Here is a 21,898-nt window from a genome sequence, read left to right as displayed (position 1 = left end):
TGGTATCGATCCCGCTCGCGGCGCACCACTGTGCCCTGGTCCCCGTAGGGCTCCGAGTCGCCGACGTGACGGTCGCCTTTCCCGGCGGTCGGCTGCGCGCGCACAATGGCGGTATGCAGCGCAACGCCCCGACCGACGATATCGACGAGTCCGAACTGACCGTCACTCCACCGAAGGAGCAGGCTGCCGGGGTCACAGCGGTCGCCGTGGCGTTGCGGCGCGCGGTATCCGATATGGGTGTCGCCCGCACCGCGCGGACCCTGGCCCGGGTCAATCAGGTGCACGGGTTCGACTGTCCGGGCTGCGCGTGGCCGGAGCCGACCGGTCACCGCCGGCCCGCCGAATTCTGTGAGAACGGCGCGAAAGCCGTCGCCGAGGAGGCGACGCTCGACACGGTGGGGCCCGAGTTCTTCGCCCGGTATTCGATCGCCGACCTCGCCGACCGCTCCGGGTACTGGCTGGGCCGCCAGGGCCGGCTCACCCATCCGATGGTGCTGCGTCCAGGCGATACCCATTACTCCCCCATCCCCTGGGACGAGGCCTACCGGCTCATCGCCGATCAGCTCCGCGATCTGGACTCCCCGGACGAGGCCGTCTTCTACACCTCGGGCCGGACCGCCAACGAAACGGCGTTCCTCTACCAGCTGATGGTCCGCAGCTTCGGGACCAACAATCTGCCCGACTGCAGCAATATGTGTCACGAATCCTCGGGCACCGCGCTGACCGGTTCGATCGGTATCGGCAAGGGCTCGGTGACCATCGACGATTTCGCGGCCGCCGAGCTGATCCTGGTCGCGGGGCAGAACCCGGGCACCAATCATCCGCGGATGCTCAGCGCTCTCGCCGACGCCAAGAAGGCGGGCGCGCGGATCGTCGCGATCAATCCCCTGCCCGAGACCGGGTTGATCGGCTTTCGCGATCCGCAGACCGTGCGGGGTCTGACCACCGGCGTGGATATCGCCGACGATTTCCTGCAGATCCGCCTGGGCGGCGATATGGCCCTGTTCCAGGGTCTGGCGAAACTGCTGTTCGAGGCCGAGGACCGGGCGCCCGGTACCGTACTGGATCGCGATTTCATCGACGGACACACCGCGGGATTCACCGACTACGAACGACATATCCGCGCCGTCGACCTCGATACCGTGCTCACCGCGACCGGGCTGTCCCGCGACGAACTGGGCCGCACCGCCGAACTCTTGGCCGGGTCGAAGAGCACCATCGTGTGCTGGGCCATGGGCCTCACCCAGCACACCCATGCGGTGGCCACCATCGAGGAGGCGGCGAATCTGCTACTCGCCCGGGGCATGATCGGGAAACCGGGCGCGGGTCTGTGCCCGGTCCGCGGGCATTCCAATGTGCAGGGCGACCGCACCATGGGCATCTGGGAGCAGGTTCCCGAATCCTTCCTCGGCGCGCTCGATCGCGAATTCGGTATCACCAGTCCACGCGCGCACGGCTACGACACCGTCGCCGCGATCCGGGCACTTCGCGATGGCCACGCCCGCGTCTTCTTCGGTATGGGTGGCAATTTCGTCGCCGCCACACCCGATACCGCGGTCACCGAAGCGGCACTGCGCGGTTGCGCGCTGACCGTACAGGTCTCCACCAAACTCAACCGCAGCCATGTCGTCCACGGGGCCACCGCGTTGATCCTGCCCACCCTGGGCCGCACCGACCTGGATATCCAGAACGGTGTGCGACAACAGGTCTCGGTGGAGGATTCGATGTCGATGGTGCATCTGTCCACCGGCCGGCTGAATCCGGTGAGCCCGGAACTGCGCAGCGAGGTCGCGATCGTCTGTGAACTCGCCCACGCGCTACTGGGGCCCGGCCATCCGGTGCCGTGGGAGCAGTTTCGCGGCGACTACGACCTCGTCCGCGACGCCATCGCCCGGGTGGTGCCCGGCTGCGCCGATTACAACACCCGGGTCCGGCAGCGCAACGGTTTCGTGCTCCCGCACCCGCCGCGCGATACCCGCGAATTCCGGACCGCCACCGGGAAGGCCAATTTCGCGGTGAACGAGCTGAGCTGGGTACCGGTACCGGCGGGGCGGCTGATCCTGCAGACGCTGCGCAGCCACGACCAGTACAACACCACCATCTACGGTCTCGACGATCGCTATCGCGGAGTGCACCACGGCCGCCGGGTGGTCCTGGTCAACGCCGGGGATATCGCCGAACTCGGTTTCCGCGACGGTGATCTGGTCGACCTGGTCTCGGAGTGGACCGACGGGATCGACCGGCGGGTAGAGGGATTCCGGGTGGTGGCCTATTCGACGCCCCGCGGTAATGCCGCCGCCTACTATCCCGAGACGAACCCGCTGGTACCCCTCGGCCATGTGGCGGCGCGGTCGAACACCCCGGTGTCCAAGGCCGTCACCATCCGGCTCGAACGCCATATCCACCGCACGCGATGAGCAGAGTCACCGCGCGACGCCCGATGCGGCGTATCACCCCGTCCGGCGAGATCATCCGTCCCGACACCCTGGCCGTCGAGGAGCCGCTGGAGATCCGGATCCGCGGCGAATCGCTCACCGTCACCATGCGCACCCCGGGCCACGATATCGACCTGGTGCACGGTTTCCTGTTCGGTGAGACGCTGATCGCCGGGGCCGCCGATATCCACAGCGCCCGCTATTGCGCCGGTACCGACGACGAGGGACACAACACCTACAACGTGCTGGATGTGGGCTTGCACGCCCCGATCGTCCTACCGGCCCGCCCTTTCCTCACCACCGGCGCCTGCGGTCTTTGCGGGCGCACCGCGCTGGACGAGATCCGGATGCGCAGCCGGTATCCCCTGCCGAGTCCGGAGCCGCTGCTCGACGCCGAGGTATTGGCCGTACTGCCGGACCGACTGCGCAGCCGCCAGTCGGTGTTCGACGCCACCGGTGGTCTGCACGCGGCCGGCCTGTTCACCACCGCCGGGGAGGTCTTGGCGGTACGTGAGGATATCGGCCGCCACAATGCGGTGGACAAAGTGATCGGCTGGGCCCTGCGCGAAAACCGGATCCCGGCTCCCGATCTCGTACTGGTGGTCAGCGGGCGCGCGTCGTTCGAACTGGCGCAGAAGGCGGTCCTGGCCGGTATTCCGGTGCTGGCCGCCGTCTCGGCGCCCAGTTCGCTGGCCGTCGATCTGGCCGACGAGTCCGGCCTCACCCTGGCGGGTTTCGTCCGCGGCGAGACGATGAACATCTACAGCCATCCGGAGCGGATTCGCGGCTCCACCACCACCGGGTGACCCGAGCCCGTCACCCGAAGCGCGGACCGGCGAGCTGTCCTGCACGCTACCGTGGCGCCACACCGGCATAGTCGATCAGATCGATATCGTCCTTGGCGTCCCCGGCGAACCTGTCCATCAGATCGAACCAGCGCGACCCCAGGAACCAGTTGCGCAGTCGCAGACCCCAGGCCGTTTTCGGCGCCAGGAACGGCCCCGGGCTGCTACTGCCTCCGAGCTTCGCGTACCGGCGCATGATCTGCTCGTACCGGGCGAAGGCCACGGTGTGATCGCCTGCGGCGGCGGCGAGTTCACCGGCCAGCACGTAGGCCCCCACCAGCGCCAGACCGGTCCCGAAACCGGCGAGAGTGTTCCCGTAGGCGCTGTCGCCGACCAGGGCCACTCGCCCGGACACATAGCTGGGGATGCGCACCCGGGCCAGCGCGTCCAGGTAGAAGTCGTACTCCGCGAGTTCGGCGAGCATCTCGGGTACCGCGCCGCCCATCCCGGTGAATTGCTCGACCAGTACTCGACGCTTCTCGGCGTCGTCGGCGAACCCGAGTTCGGGTGCGGCGAACATGTACAGCTGCTGTGCTTTCGGACCACCGCGCACGGCGAGCCGCCCCGGCGCGCTGTACGCGTGTGAGACCCGCCGGCGCGGACCGTCCTCGCGTTCACTCGCGGGCGGCTCCCCGGCGATGGCGTAGTAGTAGCCGCGATGCCGGACGAACTCCTCTTCCGGCCCGAACGCCAGGCGGCGCACCCGGGAATGGATACCGTCCGCGCCGATCACCAGGTCGAACCGGCGCGGCGGCCCCTGTTCGAATTCGACCTCGACGTCATCGGCGGTTTCCCGCAGCGCGCTGATCGAATCCCCGAACACGTAAGCGCAGCGCCGGGCCGTGAGCTCATAGAGGATCCGGGCGAGATCACCCCGCAGGATCTCGACATCGCCGCCGGTGAAGTCGCCGGACATTCGCGCTTGTTCCCGGCCGCCGGCATCGACGAAGACCATATCGGTGGCCCCGGTACTGCGCCGCCGGATCTCGTCGTAGACGCCCATCCGCTCGAGCACCGTGCGTTGCACGGACCCCTTGAAGTCCACGGCCTGACCGCCACGACGCAGGGCGGGTGCGCGCTCGACCACAGTGACATCGAATCCGTGGTGGTCGAGCCAGTAGGCGAGCGCGGGGCCGGCGATGCTCGCGCCGGAGACGAGAACGGTGCGGTTCTGCATGATGAACTCCATCCATGTCTGCGTCCAACAGAAACTGTTTCCATCGGACGCGATTCAGCGTATGGTAGACACAGTTCCACGTCAACCACCTCCGAAAGGCATCCGATGGCCACGCCGACCGTGCTGGAGCTGCTCTGGGGAACCGACCGGCGACCGACCCGCGGGCCCAAACCCACCCTCACGCGGTCCGCGATCGTCGCCGCGGCGGTCGAACTGGCCGATACCGAAGGCTTGGCCGCCCTGTCGATGCAGCGACTGGCCGACCGGCTCGGCTACACGAAGATGTCGCTGTACCGCCACCTCCCGGGAAAGGCCGAACTCACCGCGTTGATGGTGGAAGAGGCCATGAACGGGCTGCCCGTCCTGGACACCTCGGGCCCCGAGCCGTGGCGCAGCGGCCTACGCTCATGGGCCCTGCTGACCTTCGAGCGCTACCGGCGCCACCCGTGGGTGATGGAACTACTGGCCGGAGCGCGGCCGATGGGCCCCAACGAACTGGGCTGGACCGAATCCGCGCTGGCAGCGGTGGCCGATATCGAACTGACCGGGCCGGAGCGGCTGGACACGCTCGTCGTGCTGAACGGGCATGTGCGCAGCCTGGCGCAGCAAGTAGTGGGCCCCGGAGCCACCGAGGAGGAATTCACCGGCGCGATGGCCGCGGCGCTGGAACTGGCCGGCGGCCGGTTTCCACAGCTGACCGCGGCGATATCGGAACCCGCGGCCCCCACCGGGCACCATGCACGGACACCCCAGCGGGATGCCGCCCTCGAATTCGGTACCGAGCGCATTCTCGACGGAATAGCGGCACTACTGGCCGAGCGCGGCGCCCGCGCGACCGACGCATAATTCCGGGCCGGCCGCTTCCGGACGCCGAAAGGTCACATCCCCGGCAACCTGATTCCCCGGTCCGCCGCCAGCCGGGACAGTTTCTCCGCCTCGTCGATGGCGACCGCGACGTAGGTACGCAATCCCTCGTCGTCTCGGCGCAACAGATACTCGTAATCGCTATCGGTCAGCAGGTCGTCGTCGCTGTCGTAGAAATGCCAGCGCACGCGCACACGAATCAGCGAACCGGTCAGCTCCGCGTAATCGATCACGGTATGGTCGACGCGCGTCAAACCGAGCATCTGATAAATGGGATGAGCCTGCGCCAGCCCCTGGGCCATCTCGTCGCGTGAATGCAGCGCACCGACGAAATCGTCGCCGACTATCGTGCCGGGGGTCCCCCACAGCGCGGCCGTACGTTCGGCGTCGTAGGCGCTCAGAGTGGACTGATATTCGTCGAGGAACGCATCGAGTTCTTCGCGGATGGCCATACGGCCACGGTAGCCATACTCCCCCGATCGGGGCCGCGAACCGCCCGGAACCGACGCGCCGAATCGGCGCGCGTGATCGGATACGACGGCTCGCGACAGCCACGCCGGGCCACGCCGGTCGTTTCACCGACCGGCTCGGCCACGGCCGGAGTTCGGAGCGTCCGAGCCGGACGCTCCCCCTCCTCAGTTGGCCAGCGCCTCCAGCAGCGCCGCCCGCTGACGGGCGCCCAGCCCGCCGATCCGGCGATCCTCCGGGATATCCGCCTGGTCCATCAGCTTGGCGGCCTTCACGGGGCCGACGCCGGGCAGCGCCTTGATCACGGCGACCACCTTCGTCTTCTTGACCAGTTCATCACTATCGGCCTTGCGCAGCAGGTCGGCGACAGAGACTTTGCCGTCTTTCACCTGACCGATCAGTTCGGAGCGCGCCTTGCGCACCGCCGCCGCTTTGGCCAGAGCCTCCGTGCGTTGTTCCGCGGTCATCGTTGGCAGTGCCATATCTCCTCCGCTTTCACTCATCGCTCGAACATCTGGTTGACCGGGTCGATTCAACATCACAATACCGACACCGAACGATCGACACACCGTCCGGACCTGCAGTCATAGCAATGATTTCTGATTCGCTCGCCCGGAGGGCACCCGGATCACGGACACCCGGCCAATAGGCTCCTGCGCAAAATACCGCCTGGAACACGTAACACTCGAAGTGTTCGCTGCGAAATTATCAGCAGACACATACCTGCACGGCGGCGGTTCAACGGCGAACCGAGGGATCAGCGGCGATACCCGCCCGCTCTGCGGGTTCACCGTCTCTACCTGGCATTATCCGGCCACAACACAGCGGTGGGCGGATATGCGAATATCCTGTCACGCGCCGATTCCTATACCGGACGCGCAAGCAACTGCTACGCTCCCGAACCTAGAACACGTTTCATTTCGGTAGGAGTGGTGATGGCACGGGAGATCCGCGATGTAGTCGAACAGTACGTGAAACTGGTCGGCACCGGACCGACCGCGGATATCGTCGATCTCTATGCCCCCGACGCCGTGATCGAGGACCCGATCGGCACCGAGCCCAAACAGGGGCACGAGGCCATCCGCGAGTTCTACGACGTGATCGCGAGCCTCGAGCGGGAGACCAGCCTCGCCCCGGAGACCGTACGGATCGCCGGAAACCACGCCGCCTTCGTGTTCACTCTGGTAACCAGAGCGGGCGGGCAGCGGATGACGCTCAGCCCGATCGATGCGATGGAGTTCGACGACGACGGCCGGATCATCCGGATGCGCGCCTACTGGAGCGCCGAGGATATGTCGGTCGAACCCGAATGAGCCGCGATGCGGCGGCTCGACTGCGCTGAGCCGCCGCATCGCTCTGCCCCGGAGCCGCCTACGACCGGCCTGGTCCCCACCGCGCACCCGGCATAGCCTGATCTCAGGGCACGGGTGCGCTCGGCCGTCACCGTAGGCGCTCCGGGGCGTCACGCCACGGGTCGCTATCTCGTCCGAGTTGCAGGGACAACTTACCCACCTCAGGAGGAGACCCGATGAGCACTTCACGCATTCCCGCAGTAGCCCCGGAGAACGCCGGTCCACTGACCAGAGCGCTGTACTGGTTCGCCAAGCGCAAAGTCGGCGAAGTCCCCGAACCCTTCGCGGTCGGCGCGCATCACACCGGAATCCTGGTCGCCGGTGGGGTGCACGAAATGCTCGCCGAGAAGGTATCGAAGAAACTACCGGCCAATATCCGTGAAATCGCGGTCTACCGGACGGCATGGACCATCGGCTGTTCGTGGTGCGTCGACTTCGGGACCATGCTGCAGCGGCTGGACGGCCTGGACATAGACCGTCTCCAGCACATCGCCGACTACGAGACGTCACCGCACTACACCGACGACGAGCGCGCGGCCATCGCCTATGCCGACGCCATGACGGCCACCCCGATGACCGTCACCGACGAGCAGGTCGCCGACCTGGTAGAACGCTTCGGCCGCGCGGAGGTCGTCGAACTGACCTATCAGATCGCCCTGGAAAATTCCCGGGCACGCAACAACCACGCTCTGGGCATCACCGCGCAGGGATTCAGCACCGATTCCTGCCGGGTGCCCTGGGCATGAATCCGGCTCAGATGACCCAGCACGCGTAGCCGATGTGCTCACCACGGCCGACGAAGACCTGCACATAGGGCGCCTGGTCGTCGCCGCCGGTCGGCTGGACGGCCTGCAGGGTGTGGTCGCCCTCGTAAGCGGGCACCCAGTGCACCAGCGCGAGCCCACCGCCGGCGGGCGGGAGCGTAGCGAACGGGACCCCGTTGTCCAGGAACGTCACCTCGGTCACCGCCTCGCTCAGCCAGGCCCGCACGGTGTAGCTGCACCCGGTGCCGTAGTTCGTCCGGATACCGGTGTTCAGGTCCGGTGTCACACTGACCTCGCGCACGGTCGCACCGGCCGGAGCAGTGGTGAGCAGGCACGAGGCCAGCACGGCTGCGATCGAGGACAGCAATACGCCCACGCGGATCGACCGCGTGGGCGTATCGGCGTCACAGCGACGCCCGAACCGTTCGTCCCGCGCACGCAGCTGTGTCGCCATGACCTGCTCTCCATCGCACGAATGCCGAGGGGCCACCGAGATTACAGCGGGCCGGCTCCGGGCCGGCCCCGTTCCCGCGTCGGAACGATCGCGAAGCCGGTCAGGCCGACTTGTCGCGGCGCTCCGGACGCTCCCGCTTACGCGGCACGATGGTGGGCAGCACATTGTCGTTGACCGTATCCGCGTCGACGACAACCTTGGCCACATCGTCGCGGCTCGGGATATCGAACATCACCTGCTGCAGGACTTCCTCCATGATGGCGCGCAGACCACGCGCGCCGGTACCGCGCAGAATCGCCTGATCGGCCACTGCCTCGAGCGCGTCACGGGTGAACTCCAGATCCACACCGTCCATCTCGAACAACCGGATGTACTGCTTCACCAAAGCGTTCTTGGGCTCGGACAGGATCTTCACCAGGGAGTCCTTGTCCAGGTTGGTCACCGACGCCACCACCGGCAACCGGCCGATGAACTCGGGGATCAGACCGAACTTGATCAGATCCTCCGGCATCACCTCGGAGAAGTGATCGGTGGTGTCGATCTCGGCCTTCGACCGCACCTCGGCGCCGAAACCGATCCCGCGGTGGCCCGTACGGTCGGAGATGATCTTCTCCAGACCGGCGAACGCGCCCGCCACGATGAACAGCACATTGGTGGTGTCGATCTGGATGAACTCCTGATGCGGATGCTTGCGCCCACCCTGCGGCGGCACACTCGCCTGGGTCCCCTCGAGGATCTTCAGCAGCGCCTGCTGCACACCTTCGCCGGAGACATCACGGGTGATCGACGGGTTCTCGCTCTTACGTGCGATCTTGTCGACCTCGTCGATGTAGATGATCCCGGTCTCGGCGCGCTTGACGTCGTAATCCGCGGCCTGAATGAGTTTGAGGAGAATGTTCTCGACGTCCTCACCGACATAACCGGCTTCGGTCAGCGCGGTGGCATCGGCGATCGCGAACGGAACATTCAGCATTTTCGCCAGCGTCTGCGCCAGATAGGTCTTACCGCAGCCGGTGGGGCCGAGCATCAGAATATTGGACTTCGCCAACTCGACACTTTCCCCGCGCGCGTCACGACCCTTGTCCCCGGCCTGAATACGCTTGTAGTGGTTGTACACCGCGACCGCGAGCGTGCGTTTGGCAGTATCCTGCCCGATCACGTAGTTCTCCAGGAAATCCCGGATCTCCGCGGGTTTGGGCAACTCATCGAGTTTGACCTCGCTGGACTCGGCCAGCTCCTCCTCGATGATTTCGTTGCACAGATCGATGCACTCGTCGCAGATGTACACCCCTGGTCCCGCAATGAGCTTCTTGACCTGCTTCTGGCTCTTTCCGCAGAACGAGCATTTGAGCAGATCGCCGCCGTCGCCGATGCGCGCCATCTCGTGGGTCCCTACTTCCTTGTTCGCGTGCAACCATCCGTCCAGCTTCCAGCCGACCGCCGCCTGCGGTGGAGCGAATCCGGCTCGATCACCCGGATCGAAGGGCGGTGCTGTCAACCGGGAACAAAGGTCCCTGGGTTTGACCGTACCCGGTGTGTGCGATGGAGGTCGACAACTCGGGCAGGTTTCTCGTCGCGGTTGTGCGGGGATTCACGCGGATACCGCGTCGCGGCACGTTTTCTCGGACATCGGATCACCCGGGGTGTGTCGGGATGCGTCGCATGGAATCCACCTCGGCCGGGAACCGCTGCCCCGGCCGGCCCGGCGTACCGCTCACGCGGCGCGCCGGACCCGGACACGCCTCACTTCTGGGCGCTGAGCTTGCGGTAGTCGAACACCGTATCGATGATCCCGTACTCCTTGGCCTCTTCGGCCGTCAGGATCTTGTCGCGGTCGGTATCCTTGCGGATCACCTCGGCATCCTTGCCCGTATGCCGGGCGAGCGTGGCCTCCATCAACCGGCGCATACGCTCGATCTCGGCCGCCTGGATCTCCAGATCCGACACCTGACCCTGGATACCGCCCTCGACCGACGGCTGATGGATCAGCACCCGGGCATTCGGCAGGCAGGCGCGCTTACCCGGAGTACCGGCCGCCAGCAGCACCGCCGCCGCCGAAGCCGCCTGTCCGAGGCAGACGGTCGCGACATCGGCACGCACGTACTGCATGGTGTCGTAGATGGCCATCAGCGAAGTGAAAGAACCACCCGGCGAATTGATGTACATCGTGATGTCACGATCGGGATCCAGCGATTCGAGCACCAGCAGCTGCGCCATGATGTCGTTCGCCGACGCGTCGTCGACCTGCACGCCGAGGAAGATGATGCGTTCCTCGAACAGCTTGTTGTACGGGTTGGATTCCTTGACGCCGAAACTCGAATGCTCGATGAACGACGGGAGGATGTAGCGCGACTGCGGGCCCGCCGGGGCGATACCGCCGAGGCCGCGAGGATCGATCGGATTGGGCATATTCGTCTCCAAGTCTGTGAGTGAGCTGTCCGCTGGACGGATTCGCGAAAACCGGCCGGCGATCCCGCCCGGATTCGCGGACGACGCCCTAGTTGCTGCCCGTGCCGCCCGCCTGGCGCGCATTGCTGATCACACGGTCGATGAAGCCGTATTCCAGCGCCTGATCGGGCGTGAACCAGCGGTCGCGATCCGCGTCGGCGTTGATCTGCTCCACCGGCTTACCGGTGTGCATTGCCTGCAACTCGTTGAGCTCACGCTTGGTGTAAGCGAACTGCTCGGCCATGATCGCGATATCCGCGGCCGAACCACCGATACCGGCCGACGGCTGGTGCATCATGATCCGGGTGTGCGGCAGCGCGAAACGCTTTCCCTTCGCGCCCGCGGTCAGCAGGAACTGGCCCATGGACGCGGCCAGACCCATCGCGGTGGTCGCGATATCGCATTCGGCGTACTGCATGGTGTCGTAGATCGCCATACCCGCGTTCACCGACCCGCCCGGCGAGTTGATGTAGAGCGAAATATCTTTGGTCGGATCCTCCGCCGACAGCAACAGGATCTGCGCACAAATCTTGTTCGCGATGTCATCGTCGACCTGGGTGCCGAGGAAGATGATGCGCTCACGCAGCAGGCGCTCGTACACGGAATCGCTGAGAGTGAGCCCAGCGGTCGGAGCTGTCATGACCTCGGCTTGGTTGATTGTCACGGATACCTGCCTTCTCTCGCCGGCTCGTTGCTGTCACAAACATTAACGAAGCAGGGCGGCACCGAACTCCCGGTACCACCCCGATTCGCTCAGAGCGCAATATTGATGGCGCCGCCTCCGGCGGCGCGGGGTCGGGGCCCTGTTAACCCCGGTTCTTCACTCCTACGCTCAGTCGCTGCGCTCCTTCGCTTCGTCGCTCCAGAACCGGGGCGGGCCCCGACCACTGAGGTGGACCGTCCGGAGCAGGTGGAAGGTGTGCGCAAAGGTGCGCCTCGACCGGCCTCGCTGGATGCAGAACACTGTAGGTGCCCAATGACCGCCCTTACCTGAACGACCGGCCACACGGCGGCCGGGTGGCCGATCGAGGATCGAAGTCGCGGGGACGAAGAAACCCCGGGGCCCTCGGCATGCGCGAACCGGTGACAGTTGTCGATCGTGTTCTGTCTCCGGATGGCCAACACCGCCTCAGGTCCCAGGGCTTCCTGCATGCAAATCCTCGAGTGGGTTACTCCGTGTCCGCGGTGGACTCCTCGGTGGCCGCCTCGTCGGTGGCGTCGGATTCCTTGGTGTTGCCGAACATTTCGTCGGTGTCGACCTTGTTGCCCTCGGAATCGGTGACCGTCACCCGGCCGACCACTTCCGCCAGGGCCTTGCCGCGGCGGACATCGGCGAAAACGGCGCCGAGCTGGCCGGCCTGCTGCACCTGCTGGATGAACTGTTCGGGGGCCATCCCGTAGCGCTGGGCCTGGAACAGGATGCGCTCGGTGAGCTCCTCCTGGCCGACCTGGGTGCCCTCGGCCTCGGCGACCGCGTCCAGCAGCAGCTGGGTCTTCACCGACTTCTCGGCGGCCTCCTTGGTATCGGCGTCGAACTCCTCGCGGCTCGAGCCCTGCGCCTCCAGCGCCTCGGCGAACTTGGCCTCGTCGTGGTCGAAACCGTGGACCGCGTCGTGCTCCACCGCATCGATCTCGGCCTTCACCACGGCCTCGGGCAGCGGCACCTCGACGCTGTCGAGCAGCTGCTCGAGCACCTTGTCGCGGATTTCGCCGGCCTGCTGCACCTTCTTGACCCGCTCGACGCGGGACCGCAGATCGTCCTTCAGCTCGTCGATGGTGTCGAATTCACTGGCGAGCTGGGCGAATTCGTCATCGGCCTCGGGCAGTTCCCGTTCCTTGACCGAACCGAGTGTCACCGTGATGGCGGCTTCCCGGCCGGCGTGTTCGCCGGCGACCAGGGTGGAGGTGAACTCCTTGGACTCTCCGGCCGACAGCCCGATCAGGGTCTCGTCCAGGCCCTCGATGAGCTGACCGGACCCGACTTCGTGCGACAGACCGGTGGTCGCGGCCTCCGGCACCTCCGCACCGTCGACGGTCGCGGAGAGATCGATGGAGACGAAATCGCCTTCCTGGACGGCACGTTCGACACCGTTCAGGGTGCCGAAACGCTGACGCAGCGACTGCAGCTGCTCATCGATATCGGCATCGGTGATCTCGAGGGCGTCCACGGTGACGGCGATGGTGCTGTAGTCCTCGGGCAGGACGATCTCCGGCCGGATGTCCACCTCGGCGGTGAAGGCCAGCTCCTGGCCGTCCTCGATCTTGGTGATCTCGATCTCCGGCTGACCGATGACCTTCACGTCGGCGGTGGTGACGGCCTCGCTGTAGCGGCCGGGCAGGGCGTCGTTGACGACCTGCTCCAAAACCGCGCCGCGGCCCAGGCGCGCCTCGAGCAGCTTGGCCGGCGCCTTGCCCGGGCGGAAGCCGGGAATGCGCACCTGCTTGGCCAAGGCCTTGTAGGCGCGATCGAAGTCCGGCTTCAGCTCCTCGAAGGGCACCTCGACATTGATCCGGACCCGGGTCGGGCTCAGCTGCTCGACGGTGCTCTTCACGGACATGCTCCTTGTTCTCGTCGGTTCGTGTTCGCCGGCTCGCACGATATCCGTGCTGGTGGCCGGGTGATGGCGCGTGGTCTGGCGACGGCGCGCGGGTACGCACCCTCGGCGTACCGTCCGGAACGGCGAGCACCTGCGGTTTCACGCGCCCGGGATACGCATCCCGACCAGGTTAGTTGACCGGGTCGTAGGCCTTGCAGCCCGGTAGCGGTGTTCATGGTGTCGCTCGCCCCGCCGACGGCGGGCGAATCAACTCCGTACGGTGACCGCGTCGGTGACGAAGACCAGCGTCTCGTTCGGCTTCACCCCGTTACCACCGGCGCCGTAGCCCAGTTCGGGCGGAATGATCAGCAACCGGCGCCCGCCCTGCTGAACCCCTTCGAGTCCCTGCTCCCAGCCGGGGATGACCATACCGTCGCCGAGGGTGAGTTCGAAAGGTTCGCCGCGGTCGAACGAGGAGTCCAGCTGCGTCTCGTCCGACCAGGTGACCAGGGCGTAATTCATGGTCAGTTGCTGGCCGGGAGCGGCGCCGGGGCCCGTTCCGGGTACCAGATCCTTGGTCACGAGTTGCTTCGGTGGGTCGCAGTCGTCGGGGAGGGTGATCTGCGGGATCGCACCGAAGCCCCCCTGCACATCGATATCGTCGGCCGTGCATTCGCGGCCCTTCGACTCGGTGGGGGCGGACTGTCCCGGGACGCCGGACGAATCGGCCGCTGTGGAGGTTGTCGCGGTGCTGCCGGTGTCACCGGACCCGCACGCGGTGAGGCCGCAGGCGGCCGCGGCGAAGGCGGTGACAGCGATGATCCTGCCGATTGTCTGCATGGGCCGCACCCTACTGTGTTTATTGGCGGCGCCTTCGGCGCCGCTGGCGGGGCCCTATTAACCCCGGTTCTTCACTCCTTCGCTCAGTCGCTGCGCTCCTTCGCTACGTCGCTCCAGAACCGGGGCGGGCCCCGCCTATTGAGGTGGACCATCCGGAGTAGACGAAAGGTGCGTACGAACGTATGCCTTGATCAGCGCGGGTAGGCTCACGGCTCCGCCAGTGGTCGATGGCCACCGATCAACGGCCGGGCCCGGACGCACGCGGTCGGTCTCTGCGCTCCTTCACTCGGTCGCTCCAGAACCCGGGCGGGCCCCGCCACTGAGGTGGACCATCCGGAGTAGACGAAAGGTGCGTACGAACGTATGCCTTGATCAGCGCGGGTAGGCTCACGGCTCCGCCAGTGGTCGATGGCCACCGATCAACGGCCGGGCCCGGACGCACGCGGTCGGTCTCTGCGCTCCTTCACTCGGTCGCTCCGGGATCGGGCGGGCCTCCACCGCGAAGGGGCGCCCTTCGGGTGTACCGATCTGACAGATCCCGGGTACACATGGTGGGTCCCCGCACCGGGGTCGGCTCCTCCCTCGATGTCCGAGCGGGACGGGACTCGGACGCTCTTTCTCCGGGTGACCCACGGGTCAGGGCCCGGGGCACAGATTTCCGCTCTGCGGTACGGGTATGGCGGGAGTGAGAGCAGAGAAGTTCCGCCGGACGTCGTCCCGCGAACCGGGGGCAGTGTGGCACACCTCCAGCTATCGTGGTGACAATCCGCACCCGGGGGGTGCGGCGGCCCGGCGCGACCACGACCTCCAGGAGGTTCCGCGTATGACGCAGTTGGCGAGTGCAGGCGGGGACACCGGTGCCGACAATGTGGGCGGTCGCGGTGGTGAATCCGTCGCGCCCCGGCCTTATGTGCTGTCGGCGGCGCCGGGACCTTTGGATCCCGAGGAGCTCGAAGCCCTCGACGCGTGGTGGCGGGCGGCCAATTATCTGGCGGTCGGGCAGATTTATCTGAGGGCCAATCCGCTGATCCGTGACCCGCTGGCACCCGAGCACATAAAACCCCGATTGCTCGGGCATTTCGGCACTGTGCCGGGTCTGAATCTGGTGTGGGTGCACGCGAATCGCGCGATCCTGGCGCGCGATCTGAACGCGGTGTTCGTCGCCGGGCCCGGACACGGCGGTCCGGGGCCGAATGCCTGCGCATGGCTCGAGGGCACCTATTCCGAGCTGTACAGCTATATCCCCCGCGACGGCGAGGGGATGCGCGCGCTGTTCGCCCAGTTCTCCTTTCCCGGAGGGGTTCCCAGCCACTGCGCCCCGGAGACGCCGGGCTCGTTCCACGAGGGCGGCGAGCTCGGATATTCGCTGTTGCACGCGTTCGGTGCCGCGCTGGACAACCCGGATCTCACTGTGTTCTGCGTGGTCGGGGACGGTGAAGCCGAGACCGGCCCGCTGGCGGGTAGTTGGCACTGCAACAAATTCGTGAACCCGGCGCGCGACGGCGCGGTGGTACCGATCCTCGCCCTGAACGAATACAAGATCGCGAATCCGACTCTGCTGGCACGTATTCCCGAGGACGAACTGGTCTCACTGTTGCGGGGCTACGGTTACGAGCCGCTGATCGTCGCCGGTGCCGAGCCTGCCCGGGTGCATCAGGATATGGCCGCCGCGATGGACACCTGCCTGGAACGGATCGCCCAGATCCAGCGCGCCGCCCGGGACGGCAGCGATACCACCCGCCCGCATTGGCCGATGATCGTGCTGCGCACGCCGAAGGGCTGGACCGGACCACCGGTCGTGGACGGTGAGCCGGTGGAGGGCACCTTCCGCGCGCATCAGGTGCCCCTACCGGCCGCCCGCGAGAATGCCGCCCATCGGGCAGTACTCGAGGAGTGGTTGCGTTCCTACCGGCCCGAGGAACTGTTCGACGAATCCGGCGCGCCGGTCTCCGAACTGTGCCGGCTAGTACCGGCCGGAGGACGACGGATGAGCGCGAACCCGGTAGCCGACGGGGGTTCACTCGTACGGGATCTGCGACTGCCCGACTGGCGGGAGTTCGCGGTGGACGTTCCCGGACCCGGGGCCACCGAGCACGAGGCGACCAGGGTGCTCGGCGGCTGGTTGCGCACGGTCACCGCCAACAATCCCGATAACTTCCTGACCTTCGCTCCGGACGAGCTGGCCAGCAACCGGCTACAGGACATCCTGGAGGTCACCGGCCGGAAGTGGCAGGCCGAGATCGGGGACCACGACGAGAAACTGGATCGCGACGGCCGGGTGATCGAGGTGCTGTCCGAGCATATGTGCCAGGGCCTGCTGGAGGGATATCTGCTCACGGGCCGGCACGGGGTGTTCACCTGTTACGAGGCGTTCGTGCACATCGTGGACGCCATGTTCAATCAGCATGCCAAATGGCTGGACGCGAGCGCGGCGGTACCGTGGCGGCAGCCGCTGGCGAGCCTGAACTATCTGTTGTCTTCGCATGTGTGGCGCCAGGACCACAACGGTTTCACCCACCAGGACCCGGGTTTCCTCGATGTGGTGCTGAACAAGAAGCCCGAGATCGTCCGGGTGTATCTGCCGCCGGACGCGAACACACTGCTGTCGGTGTACGACCACTGCCTGCGATCGCGCCACTACGTGAACGTGGTGGTGGCCGGTAAACAACCGCAACCGGATTGGCTTCCGGCCACCGAGGCCGCCCTGCACTGTGCCCGCGGTATCGGTATCTGGGAATGGGCCGGCCATCGCGACGAGCCGGCCACCACTCCGGATGTGGTCCTCGCCTGCGCCGGCGATGTGCCGACTCTGGAAACCCTTGCCGCCGCGGCGATCCTACGGGAGGAGCTGCCGTGGCTGCGGGTGCGAGTGGTGAATGTGGTCGATCTGATGCGGTTGCTACCGGCCGACGAACATCCGCACGGGCTACCGGACAGCGAATTCGACACCCTGTTCACCCGGGACTCCCCGGTGATCTTCGCCTTCCACGGCTATCCGTGGCTGATCCACCGGCTGACCTACCGCCGCACCAATCACTCGGGTCTACATGTGCGGGGGTACAAGGAGCGCGGCACCACCACGACCCCCTTCGATATGGTCATGCTCAACGATCTCGACCGGTATCACCTGGTGATGGATGTGATCGACCGGGTTCCGGCATTGCGGCAGCAGGGGGCCGGTCTGCGCCAGCGAATGGTCGACGCCCGCCTGCGCGCCCGCACCTGGACGCGGGAGTACGGCGAGGACATCCCCGAAGTGGCGAACTGGCGCTGGCCCGGCTAGCCGGGCCGGCGGCGCAGACCGCAGAGCGCGCCGAAACTGTCTTGCCGCACTGCTGCCGCTCGACGACGATCTCAGCATGCTGTTGACCATCACTTGTACGCGGGACGCGGATTCCTCCACGCCTGCGACCGATCTCGGGTTCCTGCTGCACAAGAATCCCGATCGCGTGCAGGAGTTCGGTCTGTCGTTCGGCACCGCCCATGTGCTCTACCCCGAGGCGGCGGCCGAGCGGTGTACCGCGGCACTGCTGCTGGAGGTGGATCCGGTACGGCTCGTGCGCGGGACGTCTCGCGAGACGCAAGCCTTCGCCCTCGGCCAGTACGTCAACGATCGCCCGTACGCAGCGTCGTCACTGCTGTCGGTGGCGATCGGGACCGTGTTCCGCAGTGCGCTGCGCGGCGACTGCGCGCAGCACCCGGAACTCGCCCGCACCCCGGTGCCGTTGCGTCTCGAGTTACCCGCGGTGGGTTGCCGAGGCGGCGCGGAGGTGGCCGAACGCGTTTTCGCCCCGCTCGGCTGGACGGTGGATGCCACCCCGCTGCCGCTGGATCCCGCGTTCCCCGAATGGGGTGATTCGGCCCATCTGCGGCTGGTGTTGTCGGGGACGCTGCGGGTGGCCGAGGCACTCGGGCACCTCTACGTCCTGCTCCCGGTTCTGGACGGTGCGAAGCACTACTGGCTCGACGCCGGCGAGGTGGACAAACTCCTGCGGGCGGCCGGCTCCTGGCTGCCCGGTCACCCCGAACGGGACTGGATAACGCGCCGCTATCTGACGCGCCGTCAGTCACTGATTCGCACGGCTCTCGCCCGGCTGGCCGAACTGGACGATACGGATCCGGAGGATCTCGGCGCCGTGGACGAGCCGCCGCAGGACACCCCGGCCGTCGGGGCGGCCGATACGGATGCCGACAGCATCCGCCCGGACCGCACGGCCCGGGGCACAGTCACCGCGGACGCGGACCCCACCCCGGCGACCGGGACCACACCCTCGCTGGCTGCGCAGCGCCGCGCCACCGTCCTGGCCGCACTCCGCGCGACGGGAGCCGCCCGGGTCCTCGACCTCGGCTGCGGCGAAGGCGCGCTGCTCCGGGAGTTGCTCGGCGACAGATCCTTCCAGGAAATCACCGGTATCGATGTGTCCGCACGCGCACTGGCGATCGCCCGGCGCAGACTCCGGCTGGATCGAATGCCCGAACAGGTCACGCGCCGGATCACGTTGCGCCAGGGGTCGCTCACCTACACCGATACCTCCCTGCGTGGGTACGATGCCGCGGTACTGATGGAGGTGGTCGAGCATATCGATCCGCCGCGGCTACCCGCGTTCGAATATGTGGTCTTCGGCGCCGCGGCCCCACTATCAGTGCTGGTGACCACACCCAATGCCGAATACAACGTCCGCTACGACGGTTTGCCCGCCGGGAAGTTCCGGCATTCGGATCACCGGTTCGAATGGACCCGGGACGAATTCCGCGCCTGGGCCGGACGGGTGGCGGAGCACTACGGCTATCTGGCCCGCTTCACCCCGATCGGCGCCCCCGACCCCGAGGTCGGGCCGCCCTGTCAGCTCGCTGTCTTCACCCGGGCCATCGACGATGCCGAAGGAGCCGCCCGGTGAACGATGTCGCCGTACCCGATCTGTGCCTGGTGGTTCTCATCGGTTGCACCGGATCGGGCAAATCCACCTTCGCCCGCACTCATTTCCCGCCGACCTCGGTGATCTCCTCCGATTTCTGCCGGGGACTGGTGAGCGACGACGAGAACGATCAGGCCGCGACACCCGAGGCCTTCACGCTGCTGCACCATATCGTCGGCGTGCGATTGCGGCGCGGACTCCGAACCGTCGTCGACGCCACCAATGTGCAGCCCGGCGCGCGGAAGGAACTCGTCGCGCTGGCCCGCGCCCACGATGTACTGCCGGTGGCGATCGTGCTGGATGTCCCGGACTCGATCTGCGCGCAACGCAATTCGAACCGGCTGGACCGGGCAGCCCTGGGCGCCCATGTGGTCCACCGGCAGCAGCGCGAACTGCGCCGTGGGCTGCGCGGGCTGGAGCGGGAGGGCTTCCGGCGCGTGCACACGCTGCGCGGCGTGGAAGAGATCGCCGGGGCCCGCATCGTGGACGAGCGGCTGTGGACCGATCGGCGGGACCTCGCCGGACCCTTCGATGTGATCGGCGATGTACACGGCTGCCGGTCCGAACTCGAGACTCTGCTCGGCGTGCTGGGTTACCGGCTCGAACGCGACGCGGCGGGCCGGGCGGTCGGCGCCCGGCACCCGGCGGGCCGTACCGCCGTATTCGTCGGTGATCTGGTCGACCGCGGACCCGATACTCCCGGGGTGCTGCGCCTGGTGATGGGTATGGTCCGCGCCGGTGACGCCCTCTGTGTCACCGGCAACCACGAGAACAAGCTTGTGCGCGCGCTCGGCGGTAAGAAGGTGAACCCGACTCATGGACTCGCCGAATCGCTGGCACAGCTGGAGGCCGAGGATCCGCGGTTCCGCGCCGCGGCCCTCGACTTCTGCCGCGGCCTGATCAGCCACTATGTACTCGACGGAGGGCGACTGGTGGTCGCCCACGCCGGGTTGAAGGAGGAATATCACGGACGGTCCTCCGGGCGGGTCCGATCCTTCGCCATGTACGGCGAATCCACCGGCGAAACCGACTCCTACGGTCTGCCGGTGCGCTACCCCTGGGCCGAGGACTACCGCGGCCGCGCGATCGTGTTGTACGGGCACACCCCGGTCACCGACCTGCGGTGGGTGAACAACACCCTCTGCCTGGACACCGGCGTGGTTTTCGGCGGGCGACTCTCGGCACTTCGTTATCCGGAACGGCAGCCGGTATCCGTTCCGGCAGAACAGGTCTGGTACGAGCCGGTCCGGCCGCTCACACCGGCGGAGGAACCGGGCGGCGCGCCGGTACAGCGCGATCCCGCGATCCTGGACCTGGACGACGTGATCGGCCGGCGCGTGGTCGAGACCCGGCACCACGGCCGGGTAGGGATCGCCGCGGAGAACGCGGGTGCGGCGCTCGAGGTGATGAGCCGGTTCGCCGTGGATCCGCGCTGGCTGATCTACCTTCCGCCGACCATGGCACCTTGCGCCACCTCCGAACTCCCGGGCTACCTCGAACACCCCGCGCAGGCATTCGCCTACTTCCGCGGCGAAGGTGTCACGCGGTTGGTGTGCCAGGAGAAACATATGGGGTCGCGAGCGGTCGTCCTGGTCGCTCGATCGGCCGCCGCCGCCCGGGAGCGGTTCGGCGTGGACCACGGCACCGGCATGATCTATACGCGGACCGGACGCCCCTTCTTCGACGATCCGGACCGCACCGAGGCGCTGCTGGCCCGTGTACGTACGGCCGCCGAAACGGCCGGTCTGTTCGACGAACTCGGGACCGGGTGGCTGCTACTGGACACCGAACTCATGCCCTGGTCGGCGAAGGCCCAGCAACTCCTGCGCGATCAGTATGCCGCTGTCGGCGCCGCGGGGCGCGCCTCCCTGGACGCCGCGACGGAGGTACTCGCGGCCGCCGCCACCCGGGGCCAGGAGGTGGGTCCCCTGCGGGACCGGATGGCCGGGCGCGCCACCGATATCGCCGCGTTCACCCGCGCGTACGGCCGCTACTGCTGGCCGGTCGAGGGTCTGACGGGCCTGCGGCTGGCACCGTTCGGGGTGCTCGCCGGCGAGGGGAACTGCTACGCGGTACACGACCATCACCGGCAGCTGCAACTGATCGATCGCCTGGTGGCCGCCGACCCGGCCCTGCTCGCGCCGACCGGACGGATGACCGTCGATCTCACCGATCCGTCGAGCGAGGCGGCGGCCACCGCGTGGTGGACGACGCTCACCGGGGCCGGTGGCGAAGGGATGGTGGTCAAACCGGTGGACGCCCTCGTACACGGCGTGCCGAAGTCACGGCCCCGGGACCCGGATATCACGGCGGCGGGCGATCTCGCCGGCACCGGCGACGGGTGGCCCGGCAATGCCGCTCCCGGTCACGCAGACGAACCGCTACCTGCGGAAACCCGCCGTGATCAGGTGACTTCGCAGGCGCCCGGCGGCCGGTTGGTCCAGCCCGGTGTCAAGTGCCGTGGACCGGAGTACCTCCGGATCATCTACGGGCCCGAGTACCTCCGCGAGGACAATCTGCGCCGGCTGCGCAACCGGGGACTCGGCCGAAAGCGGTCGATGGCACTGCGGGAATACGCGCTGGGTATCGAGGCCCTGGAGCGGTTCGTGAGCGGTGAGCCGCTGTGGCGGGTGCACGAGGCGGTATTCGCGGTGCTGGCCCTGGAATCCGAACCCGTCGATCCCCGGCTGTAAGCCTGTTCGGCCGAATCCGGCCGATCCTTTCCCATTGCTGAGAAATGCATGGACGCGCATTCGAACACTCGTGTACCGTACCGTTAAACAGCGGCACATAGAACT

General features: G+C 67.0%; 17 protein-coding genes. 8 read left to right on the top strand and 9 right to left on the bottom strand.

Annotation, left to right across the window (positions count from 1 at the left end; translation table 11 throughout):
• The first annotated feature begins 113 nt into the window (after positions 1 to 113).
• Both IEY68_RS27735 and fdhD read left to right on the top strand, forming a co-directional pair.
• Complete coding sequence (locus tag IEY68_RS27735; protein WP_058856533.1) at positions 114 to 2,417, top strand: FdhF/YdeP family oxidoreductase; 2,304 nt, start codon at positions 114 to 116, stop codon at positions 2,415 to 2,417.
• Positions 2,414 to 3,241 (top strand): formate dehydrogenase accessory sulfurtransferase FdhD, encoded by an 828-nt coding sequence (gene fdhD, locus IEY68_RS27730; RefSeq protein WP_058856527.1) that lies wholly within the window; start codon positions 2,414 to 2,416, stop codon positions 3,239 to 3,241. The genes IEY68_RS27735 and fdhD overlap by 4 nt, the downstream gene beginning before the upstream one ends.
• Positions 3,242 to 3,287: 46 nt before the next feature.
• Here the strand turns inward: fdhD and IEY68_RS27725 are convergent, their stop codons facing one another.
• Positions 3,288 to 4,457 (bottom strand): FAD-dependent monooxygenase, encoded by a 1,170-nt coding sequence (locus tag IEY68_RS27725; protein ID WP_058856532.1) that lies wholly within the window; start codon positions 4,455 to 4,457, stop codon positions 3,288 to 3,290.
• Positions 4,458 to 4,562: 105 nt separating this feature from the next.
• Here IEY68_RS27725 and IEY68_RS27720 point away from each other — a divergent pair, with 105 nt between their 5' ends.
• A complete protein-coding gene (locus tag IEY68_RS27720; protein ID WP_058856526.1) occupies positions 4,563 to 5,303 on the top strand; it encodes a TetR/AcrR family transcriptional regulator in 741 nt (246 codons plus the stop codon).
• Between the two features lie 32 nt (positions 5,304 to 5,335).
• Here IEY68_RS27720 and IEY68_RS27715 read toward each other — a convergent pair whose 3' ends face one another.
• Entirely contained in the window at positions 5,336 to 5,773 is a 438-nt protein-coding gene (locus IEY68_RS27715) for a DUF6841 family protein (protein ID WP_058856525.1), read from the bottom strand.
• A gap of 183 nt (positions 5,774 to 5,956) precedes the next feature.
• On the bottom strand, positions 5,957 to 6,271 hold the full coding sequence (gene mihF / locus IEY68_RS27710; RefSeq protein WP_030523251.1) for an integration host factor, actinobacterial type: 315 nt from the start codon (positions 6,269 to 6,271) through the stop codon (positions 5,957 to 5,959).
• 453 nt (positions 6,272 to 6,724) lie between these two features.
• Between mihF and IEY68_RS27705 the strand changes: the two genes are divergently transcribed.
• Both IEY68_RS27705 and IEY68_RS27700 read left to right on the top strand, forming a co-directional pair.
• Positions 6,725 to 7,102, top strand: coding sequence for a nuclear transport factor 2 family protein (locus IEY68_RS27705; RefSeq protein WP_058856524.1), 378 nt, complete (start codon positions 6,725 to 6,727; stop codon positions 7,100 to 7,102).
• 215 nt (positions 7,103 to 7,317) lie between these two features.
• Entirely contained in the window at positions 7,318 to 7,887 is a 570-nt protein-coding gene (locus IEY68_RS27700; protein ID WP_058856523.1) for a carboxymuconolactone decarboxylase family protein, read from the top strand.
• A gap of 7 nt (positions 7,888 to 7,894) precedes the next feature.
• Here the strand turns inward: IEY68_RS27700 and IEY68_RS27695 are convergent, their stop codons facing one another.
• The 6 genes from IEY68_RS27695 to IEY68_RS27670 all read right to left on the bottom strand — a co-directional run bounded on the left by IEY68_RS27695 (position 7,895) and on the right by IEY68_RS27670 (position 14,184).
• Complete coding sequence (locus IEY68_RS27695) at positions 7,895 to 8,359, bottom strand: hypothetical protein (RefSeq protein WP_058856522.1); 465 nt, start codon at positions 8,357 to 8,359, stop codon at positions 7,895 to 7,897.
• Positions 8,360 to 8,459: 100 nt separating this feature from the next.
• Positions 8,460 to 9,740: an ATP-dependent Clp protease ATP-binding subunit ClpX gene (gene clpX, locus IEY68_RS27690; protein WP_058856531.1), complete on the bottom strand. Its 1,281-nt coding sequence runs from the start codon at positions 9,738 to 9,740 to the stop codon at positions 8,460 to 8,462.
• A gap of 362 nt (positions 9,741 to 10,102) precedes the next feature.
• The gene (locus tag IEY68_RS27685; RefSeq protein WP_058856521.1) at positions 10,103 to 10,768 is read right to left on the bottom strand and encodes an ATP-dependent Clp protease proteolytic subunit; all 666 of its coding nucleotides are present in this window, start codon (positions 10,766 to 10,768) and stop codon (positions 10,103 to 10,105) included.
• Positions 10,769 to 10,856: 88 nt separating this feature from the next.
• Positions 10,857 to 11,447, bottom strand: coding sequence for an ATP-dependent Clp protease proteolytic subunit (locus IEY68_RS27680; protein WP_058856520.1), 591 nt, complete (start codon positions 11,445 to 11,447; stop codon positions 10,857 to 10,859).
• A gap of 529 nt (positions 11,448 to 11,976) precedes the next feature.
• Complete coding sequence (tig, locus tag IEY68_RS27675) at positions 11,977 to 13,359, bottom strand: trigger factor (RefSeq protein ID WP_058856530.1); 1,383 nt, start codon at positions 13,357 to 13,359, stop codon at positions 11,977 to 11,979.
• Between the two features lie 252 nt (positions 13,360 to 13,611).
• The gene (locus tag IEY68_RS27670) at positions 13,612 to 14,184 is read right to left on the bottom strand and encodes an FKBP-type peptidyl-prolyl cis-trans isomerase (protein WP_058856519.1); all 573 of its coding nucleotides are present in this window, start codon (positions 14,182 to 14,184) and stop codon (positions 13,612 to 13,614) included.
• An 823-nt stretch (positions 14,185 to 15,007) separates the two neighbouring features.
• Between IEY68_RS27670 and IEY68_RS27665 the strand changes: the two genes are divergently transcribed.
• The 3 genes from IEY68_RS27665 to IEY68_RS27655 all read left to right on the top strand — a co-directional run bounded on the left by IEY68_RS27665 (position 15,008) and on the right by IEY68_RS27655 (position 21,793).
• Complete coding sequence (locus tag IEY68_RS27665) at positions 15,008 to 17,467, top strand: phosphoketolase family protein (RefSeq protein WP_082681089.1); 2,460 nt, start codon at positions 15,008 to 15,010, stop codon at positions 17,465 to 17,467.
• A 76-nt stretch (positions 17,468 to 17,543) separates the two neighbouring features.
• Positions 17,544 to 19,082 (top strand): 3' terminal RNA ribose 2'-O-methyltransferase Hen1, encoded by a 1,539-nt coding sequence (locus tag IEY68_RS27660; RefSeq protein ID WP_058853067.1) that lies wholly within the window; start codon positions 17,544 to 17,546, stop codon positions 19,080 to 19,082.
• Entirely contained in the window at positions 19,079 to 21,793 is a 2,715-nt protein-coding gene (locus tag IEY68_RS27655) for a polynucleotide kinase-phosphatase (protein ID WP_058853066.1), read from the top strand. Before IEY68_RS27660 ends, IEY68_RS27655 begins: the two co-directional genes overlap by 4 nt.
• The last annotated feature ends 105 nt before the right edge of the window (positions 21,794 to 21,898 follow it).

The organism is Nocardia jinanensis, assembly GCF_014645735.1.
Lineage (GTDB): Bacteria > Actinomycetota > Actinomycetes > Mycobacteriales > Mycobacteriaceae > Nocardia > Nocardia jinanensis.
This window is presented reverse-complemented; position numbering and strand designations above follow the sequence as displayed.